Consider the following 7,947-nt stretch of genomic DNA (forward strand, 5'->3'; position numbering starts at 1 on the left):
ACCCCGGCAGGCCTTGCCTGCCGGGGTTCTTTGTCGCTTCTCAGACGCGAGCAGCCTGCTCCAGTGCGTCGACAAACAGCGCCGCCACATCACAGCCAGTCTGATCAAAGATCTCCTGGAAGCAGGTGGGACTGGTCACATTGATCTCGGTGACGTTATGGCCGATGACATCCAGCCCGATCAAGAGCAAGCCACGCTGCACCAGACGCTCCCCAATGAACTCGGCAATTGCCTTGTCCTGCTCTACCAACGGCTGGGCAACGCCCTTGCCTCCGGCCGCCAGATTCCCGCGCACCTCATTGCCCTGCGGAATGCGAGCCAGGCAGAACGGCACGGGCTTGCCGCCGATGATGAGCACCCGCTTGTCGCCATGAACGATGTCGGGCAGGAACTTCTGCACCATGACGCTGGTGGAGCCGCCCTGATTCAGGGTTTCGATGATGCTGCCTAGATTGCGACCGTCTTCACCGACTCGGAAGATGCCCATCCCCCCCATGCCGTCCAGCGGCTTGAGGATGATGTCTTTGTGCTCTGCGTGAAAGGCTCGGACGTCCTGAGCACTGCGCGTAACCAGCGTTGGCGAGATGAATTGCGCAAACTCCATGATGGCAAGCTTCTCGGGATGCTCGCGCAGGGCACTGGGCTTGTTGAAAACCTTGGCCCCCTCACGCTCTGCCTGGCCGAGCATGTGCGTGGCATAGAAGAACTCGGAATCGAACGGAGGGTCCTTGCGCATGACGATGGCGCCAAAGTCTGCCAGCACCGTCTGCGCAGACTGGGTTTCCTCGAACCAGCGGTCCTTGTCCCCGGTCAGGGTGATATGCCGCACTTGGGCCTTGACCTTGCCACCGCTTTGCCAGGAGATATGGCGGGGCTCGCAGACCACGATCTGGTGTCCTCGGCGTTGAGCCTCACGCATCATGGCAAAGGTGGAGTCCTTGTAGATGACAAAGGATTCCAGCGGATCGGCGACAAACAGTATTTGCATGGTGAAGAACTCTAGCGGTTGATACAGGCATCATGCCGAGCCGGACATAACACCACAATATGACGGCTGATACTCAGGCCTTGCGGGCTCGCAGGCTCTGGACAAGCAGGGCAAGACTACCCGCGACCACGCCCCAGAAGGCAGAGCCCACACCCGCAATGACGACACCGCTGAGCGTCACCAGAAAAGTGGTGAGTGCAGCCTCTCTGTGCTTTTCTTCCTTGAAGGCCGTAGCCATGCCACCCCCTATGGAGCCCAGCAAGGCCAGTCCGGCGATACAAGCCACCAGCTCCTTGGGAAATGCCGTCAGCAGGCCGGTGACCACTGCACCAAAGATAGCTATCAATATATATAGCAGTCCGCATACAGCAGCAGCGGTATAGCGCTTGTTTCTGTCCTCATGCGCCTCGTCTCCCATGCAGATCGCCGCCGTGATGGCACTGAGGTTGAGGGCATAGCCGCCAAACGGCGCCAGCAGTAAGGTCGCGACGCCGGTCATGCTGATGACCTTGGACACCGGTATCGGATAGCCCGTGGCACGAATCACCGCCACGCCAGGCAGATTCTGCGAAGCCATGGTCACGACAAACAGGGGCAACGCCAGACTGATGAGCGCCTGTAGCGAGAACTCGGGAACCGTATAGACCGGCATGGCCAGCCCGCCATGCACGGCCGACCACTGCATCTGCCCGCTCAGCGCCGCCCAGGCGGTTCCGGCCAGCAGGGTGATGATGACCGCATAGCGAGGAGCCATGCGCCGCGAAAGCAGATAGGCAAGCAGCATGACCAGCACCAGGGACAGATTGGTCTCGGCCGCAGAGAAAGCCTGCATGCCGAACTTGGCCAGCACGCCGGCCAGCAGGGCCGATGCAATTTCCATGGGAATGCGGTTCATGATGCGCTCGAACCAGCCGGTCACCCCCACCAGGATGATGAGTGCCGCGCTGACAATAAAGGCACCGATCGCTTCCCCCATGGAGAAACCGCCCGCCAGCCCGGCGGTCGCCAGCACCGCAGCCCCTGGGGTGGACCAGGCCACCATGACCGGCATGCGCAGAATCAGCGATGGGACCAGCGAACACAGACCCATGCCCAGGCCCAGCGCCCAGATCCAGGAAGTAATCTGCTCAGGCGTGGCATGAAATGCCTGCGCCGCCTGAAACACCAGGGCTACCGAGCTGGTGAAACCCACCAGCACGGCTACAAAGCCTGCGGCCACGGCGGCAGGACTCAAGTCTTTGAAAAAGCGCATCCGTGCATTCTGGCACCAGCCCCGTCCAAAATGATGCACCCTGCGCAAGCGCGAATGACGAAGCCCATCATCACTTCAAAATAAATAGCTATCAGCGCTTACTGGTAAAGCGCCAAAGGCATATTTGACTCAAAATATTTACAGCTCGATCTTGGAGCCCAGCTCCACCACCGAGTTGCTCGGGAGGTGCAGGAAGTCAGCCACTCGGCTCGCGTTCTTGTGCATCTGCGCAAACAGCTTTTCTCGCCAGTGCGCCATGGAGTTGTTCATGCGCGGGATGATCACATCACGTGACAGGAAATAGCTGGTGGCCATGGAATCCAGCATGCAGCCCTGGGTACGCAGCTGTGCAAGTGCAGCAGGCACATCGGGTTCGTTCTTGAAACCGTAGTGGATGATGACTTCCCAGCAGTCGCCGCCCAGAGACTCGGACTCCACCCGCTTGTCCATCCCCACCCAGGGCACCTCGTGGTTGCGCACGGTCACAAAAAGATTGCGCTCGTGCAGCACCTTGTTGTGCTTGAGGTTATGAAGCAGAGCATGCGGCACGGTGCCAGGCTCACCCGAGAGGAAAACCGCCGTGCCGGGCACCCGGGTGGGTGGATGGCGCCAGGTGGCTTCCAGAAACTGGCGCAGATCCAGCGCATCTGCCTGCAGCTTCTGATGCAGCAGCTCACGCCCGCGGCGCCAGGTCATCATCAAGGTGAAGACCGTGCCGCCGATCAGCAGCGGGAACCAGCCACCTTCAAACAGCTTGAGCAGGTTCGAGGCGAAGAACGCCAGATCCACGATAAAGAAGAAGCCCGTGGCCAGCAGGCACAGCGCCAGCGGATAGTTCCAGCGGTAGCGGACGACAAAGAAGGTCAGCATGGTGGTGATCAGCATGTCCAGCGTCACCGCAATACCGTAGGCCGCCGCCAGATTGCCGCTGCTGCGAAACAGCAGCACGGCCAGCGCAATCGCCACAAACAGCCCCCAGTTGACCAGAGGCATATAAATCTGACCGGTCTCCTTCACGCTGGTGTGGCGCACCTCAAAACGCGGGAAGTAGCCCAGCTGAATGACCTGGCGGGTCACGCTGAAGGCCCCTGTGATCAGCGCCTGCGATGCAATCACCGTGGCCATGGTGGCCATGATGACCAGCGGCAGCAGCGCCCAGCTGGGTGCCATCATGAAAAACGGGTTCTTGACCGCCTCGGGGTTGGCCAGCAGCAAGGCGCCCTGACCAAAGTAGTTCAGGGTCAAGGCCGGCATGGCAATGCTGAACCAGGCCAGGCGGATCGGCTTCTTGCCGAAATGCCCCAGATCGGCATAAAGCGCCTCTGCACCGGTCACGCAGAGCACGACCGAGCCCAGAATGATGAAGCTGATGCCTGGACTGTTCCAGATGAAGCGGACCGCGTAATGCGGGCTGAGCGCGGCCAGGATTTCCGGATGCCCCATGATCTGGTGCACGCCAAGCAAGGCAATACAGGCAAACCAGGTCACGGTTACAGGGCCAAAGAACTTGCCTATGCCTGCTGTGCCGCGCTTTTGCACAAAGAACAGCAGAAACAGGATCACCAGCGTCAGCGGAATCACGGCCTTGGTGAAATGTGGCGAGATGACCTCCAGGCCCTCGACCGCCGAGAGCACGGAAATCGCCGGGGTGATCACGCCGTCGCCATAGAACAGCGAGGTGCCGAACATACCCACCAGAAACAGCGTGCTGGACAGACGCGGCTTGTCCTTGACCGTCTGCGAGGCCAGGGCCAGCATGGCCACCAGCCCGCCCTCGCCGTTGTTGTCTGCGCGCAGCACCAGGGTCACGTACTTGAGGGAGACGATGACCGTGAGCGTCCAGAACAGTACCGAGAGCACGCCGTAGACGTTGTCCGGCGTGAACGGCACATAGCCTGAGCCGAAAACCTCCTTGACCGAGTACAAAACACTGGTGCCGATGTCTCCATAGACGACACCGATCGCGCCCAAGGTCAGGGCGCCTAGCGAGGATTTCGAATTTTGCACAGGTCAGGAGCGACTCGTAAGGCAGTCACCGAGTGGGGAAATTGTCGGCATTGTGCGCTGTCCTCAGCGCCCGTGAAATCAGTCGTAGATTTCTGCGTCGGGATTAGTGGCTTCCAGCTCGTAGCTGGCAGCCAACATGGCCAAACGTGCTATCACGCCATACATATAGAAGCGGTTGGGTGCGCTGGCGCCCGGACGCGCGCTGGCCTGAGGCAGGTGGTTGCTCTGCTGGAAAGCCAGGGGCACGTAGCCCGCACCGGGGGCATTGAGGTTTTCGTCCTCGCCGCGCTCGGGGTGCATGCGATAGAAACCGCCCACCACATAGCGGTCCATCATGTAGACCACAGGCTCGGCCACGGCGTTGTGCATGCGCTCATAGGTCAGCACACCCTCCTGCACGATGACGTCATGCACGGTCTGGCCGTCCTTGATGACGCCCATCTTGTTGCGGCTCTTGCGCGGCAGCGCAGCCAGTTCCTTGGCGTCGCGCACGGTCATCACGCCCATGCCGTAGGTGCCGTTATCGGCCTTGACCACGGCAAACGGCTTTTCCTTGATGCCGTATTCCTTGTATTTGCGGCGCACCTTGGAGAGGATCACGTCCACCTGCTCGGCAAGGGCCTCCATGCCCGTGCCTTCGGCAAAATCGATGTTCTCCACATGACCGAACAGGGGATTGATCAGCCAGGGATCGATGCCCAGCAGCTTGCCGAAGCGCTTGCCGACTTCCTCGTAGCTCTGGAAGTGGCGGCTCTTGCGACGCACATTCCAGCCCGCATGCAGCGGCGGCAGCAGGTATTGCTCGTACAGCTCCTCGATGATGCCGGGCACGCCGGTGGAGAGATCGTTGTTGAGCAAAATCGTGCAGGGATCGAAATCCTTGAGGCCCAGGCGGCGCTTGCTGCGGATCACCGGCTCCAGCTTGATCTCGTCACCCAGCGGCAGCGTGATGGACAGCGTCTTCTTGATCTCGGGGCTGATGGAGCCGATACGCACATTGAGACCCGCCATGCTGAAGATGCGCTTGAGCTGCAGCACGCTGGCCAGATAGTGAGTGTTGCGCGTGTGGTTCTCGGGGATGATGAGCAGATTGCGCGCTTCGGGACATATCTTTTCGATAGCAGCCATCGCAGCCTGCACGGCCAGCGGCAGCATTTCATCGGTCAGATTGTTCCAGCCACCTGGGAACAGGTTGGTATCCACCGGCGCCAGCTTGAAACCCGCATTACGAATGTCCACCGAGCAGTAGAACGGCGGCGTGTGCTCCATCCATTCCAGGCGGAACCAACGCTCAATGGCAGGCATGGAGTCGAGAATGCGCTGCTCAAGTTCGTTAATGGGGCCGGTCAAAGCCGTGACGAGATGTGGAACCATAAATACCCTCAGGAGACGATGGTGGGGGGCAATTGTAGAGATTGAAGCATGAGATAGGTGTTTTCCCCAGTCTTTGTCTCAACGACGCCAAAATGCCGGTGACAACAAAGCCATGAAACTCAGTATCTCGAGCCGCCCCAACAGCATGCCCAGAGTACACACCCAGATCTGGAAATCCGTCAACACCGTGTAGTTGGATGCGGGCCCAACGGCCCCCAGGCCCGGCCCCATGCAGTGCACGCTGGCCAGCACGGCAGAGAAGGCGGTCAGAGGGTCGAGGTCGGTCAGCAGCAACACCATGCTCAACACAATGACGGTGGCACCGTAAACCAGCATGTAGGCCAGCACCGAAAAAATCATCGGGTTATCTACCACCGCATCGCCCAGCCGCACCGGCTGCACGGCCCGCGGATGCACCAGACGCGTCATCTCGCGCCTGGCCTGCTTGACCAGTATCAGCATGCGCACCATCTTGATGCCGCCGCCTGTCGAGCCCGCGCTGGTGGCAACGCCCGACAGCAGCAACAACAGAACGGGAATGAACACCGGCCAGGACAGATAGTCCGTGGTGGAAAAGCCGGTGGTCGTGGCGACCGAGACGGTATGGAACATGCCGTTGCGCAAGGCATCCAGCGGCCCATAGACCCCCTTGACCCAGAGCAGCAGCGCCACCAGCAGGCCCGAGCCCAGCAGCACGCCGATCGTGGCGCGCATTTCGGGGTCGCGCATAAAGCTATCGATACGCCCCTTGCGCATGGCCACGAAGTACAGCGCAAAGTTGCAGCTGGCCAACAGCATGAACAGCAGAGCCGCGGCCTCCAGCAGCGGCGAGTTGAAATAGGCAAAGCTGGCGTCGTGCGACGACAACCCGCCCAGACTCACCGTGGCGAACATATGCATCAGCGCATCCAGGGGCTGCATGCCGCAGACCCAGAAGGCCAGAAAACAGCCAATGGAGAAGAGCGCATATACGCCCCACAGGCCCTTGGCCGTTTCGGTAATACGCGGTGTGAGCTTGGTGTCCTTGACCGGGCCGGCGGCCTCCGCCCTGAAAAGCTGAGCACCACCGACACCCAGCAGCGGCAGCACAGCCACGGCCAGAATCAGAATCCCCATGCCGCCCATCCATTGCATGAAGGTACGCCAGACATTGATGGACACCGGCAGCTTATCCAGACCGCTGAGCACCGTGGCCCCGGTTGTCGTCAGGCCCGAGACGGCCTCGAAGTAGGCATGGGTGAAGCTGATGGAGATGCCCACCCGGTTCAGCCCCATCACCAGGGGCACCATGGCGCACAGCGGCAGAACCACCCAGACCAGCGTCACCAGAATCACCCCGTGGCGCGGCTGCAGATCCTGCTTGTAGCGGTGCAGACCAGCCCATAGCAGCAGCCCCACGCCAACCGTCAGCCCGATCGACCAGGGGTAGATGCGCCAGATGCCATCCTGCGTGAACCATGAGATGCCGAAGGGCAGCAACATGGCGCCGGCAAACATGATCATCAGCATGCCCAGCACACGCAGGACAGGAAGCAGGTCTTTCATGTGTGCAGCTTAGAAAAAGGTAGCGCTGACGCGGAACAGGTTTTCCACGTTGCGCACCAGCCGCTTGTTGGGCAGAAAGAACACCACATGGTCGCCGGACTCGATCACGGTATGGCTGCGCGGAATGATGACCTCGGTCTCCAATGCCGTGCCCGCCACTTCCTCGCAGGTCTTGCCCTCGGGAATGCCGCGCACGATGAGGCCGATGTGAACCTCCTCGGGCAGACGCAGCTCTTCCACCTTGCGCCCCACTACGCGCGAACTTTTACGGTCGCCGCGCGCCACGATCTCCAGGGCCTCGGCCACGCCGCGGCGCAGGCTGTGCACGGCCTGCACGTCGCCGCGACGCACATAGGCCAGGAACTCGCCCAGCATGGCCTGCGCCGGCGACAGCGCGATATCGATCTGCGTGCCGTGCATCAGGTCGGCATAGGCGCGGCGATTGATCAGCGACAGCACGCGGCGCGCGCCCATGCGCTTGGCCAGCAGGCTGGACATGATGTTGTCCTCGTCGTCGTCCGTCAGCGCGAGGAACAGATCCACCTCCTCGATGCCCTCCTCCTCCAGCAGTGCCTCATCGGTGGCATCGCCTTCCAGCACCAGCACTTCGGCTGGCAGCACCGACGACAGGCTCAAACATTGCTGGGCATTGGACTCGACGATCTTGACGTGAAAGCGCCCCGGCGTCTGAGCCAGCTTCCTGGCCAGCCGCAGGCTGACCTGGCCGCCGCCTGCAATCATGATGCGGAACACCGGGCGGCTCGGACGCCCCTCGGGCAGG

6 protein-coding genes are annotated in these 7,947 nt (G+C 61.0%); all 6 read right to left on the reverse strand.

Features of this window, described 5'->3' with window-relative positions; all coding sequences use genetic code 11:
• Positions 1–40: 40 nt before the first annotated feature.
• Positions 41–988, reverse strand: coding sequence for a glutathione synthase (gshB, locus tag ACLBXN_RS15310; RefSeq protein WP_447612710.1), 948 nt, complete (start codon positions 986–988; stop codon positions 41–43).
• 73 nt (positions 989–1,061) lie between these two features.
• Positions 1,062–2,240: a benzoate/H(+) symporter BenE family transporter gene (locus ACLBXN_RS15315; RefSeq protein WP_447612711.1), complete on the reverse strand. Its 1,179-nt coding sequence runs from the start codon at positions 2,238–2,240 to the stop codon at positions 1,062–1,064.
• A gap of 138 nt (positions 2,241–2,378) precedes the next feature.
• A complete protein-coding gene (locus ACLBXN_RS15320; RefSeq protein ID WP_211458367.1) occupies positions 2,379–4,247 on the reverse strand; it encodes a potassium transporter Kup in 1,869 nt (622 codons plus the stop codon).
• A gap of 78 nt (positions 4,248–4,325) precedes the next feature.
• Positions 4,326–5,621 carry a glutamate--cysteine ligase gene (gene gshA / locus ACLBXN_RS15325; RefSeq protein WP_004340452.1) on the reverse strand — a complete coding sequence of 432 codons (1,296 nt, stop codon included), beginning with the start codon at positions 5,619–5,621 and terminating at the stop codon, positions 4,326–4,328.
• Positions 5,622–5,699: 78 nt separating this feature from the next.
• On the reverse strand, positions 5,700–7,166 hold the full coding sequence (locus ACLBXN_RS15330; RefSeq protein ID WP_211458365.1) for a TrkH family potassium uptake protein: 1,467 nt from the start codon (positions 7,164–7,166) through the stop codon (positions 5,700–5,702).
• A 9-nt stretch (positions 7,167–7,175) separates the two neighbouring features.
• A partial coding sequence (trkA, locus tag ACLBXN_RS15335; protein WP_447612712.1) for a Trk system potassium transporter TrkA occupies positions 7,176–7,947 on the reverse strand: 772 nt, incomplete at its 5' end.

The organism is Comamonas sp. C24C (assembly GCF_053345995.1).

Bases quoted from the DNA above. Each gene is read 5' to 3' on its own strand.
- ACLBXN_RS15330 (WP_211458365.1), bottom strand. From the start codon at position 7,166: ATGAAAGACCTGCTTCCTGTCCTGCGTGTGCTGGGCATGCTGATGATC.
- gshB (WP_447612710.1), bottom strand. From the start codon at position 988: ATGCAAATACTGTTTGTCGCCGATCCGCTGGAATCCTTTGTCATCTAC.
- gshA (WP_004340452.1), bottom strand. From the start codon at position 5,621: ATGGTTCCACATCTCGTCACGGCTTTGACCGGCCCCATTAACGAACTT.
- ACLBXN_RS15315 (WP_447612711.1), bottom strand. From the start codon at position 2,240: ATGCGCTTTTTCAAAGACTTGAGTCCTGCCGCCGTGGCCGCAGGCTTT.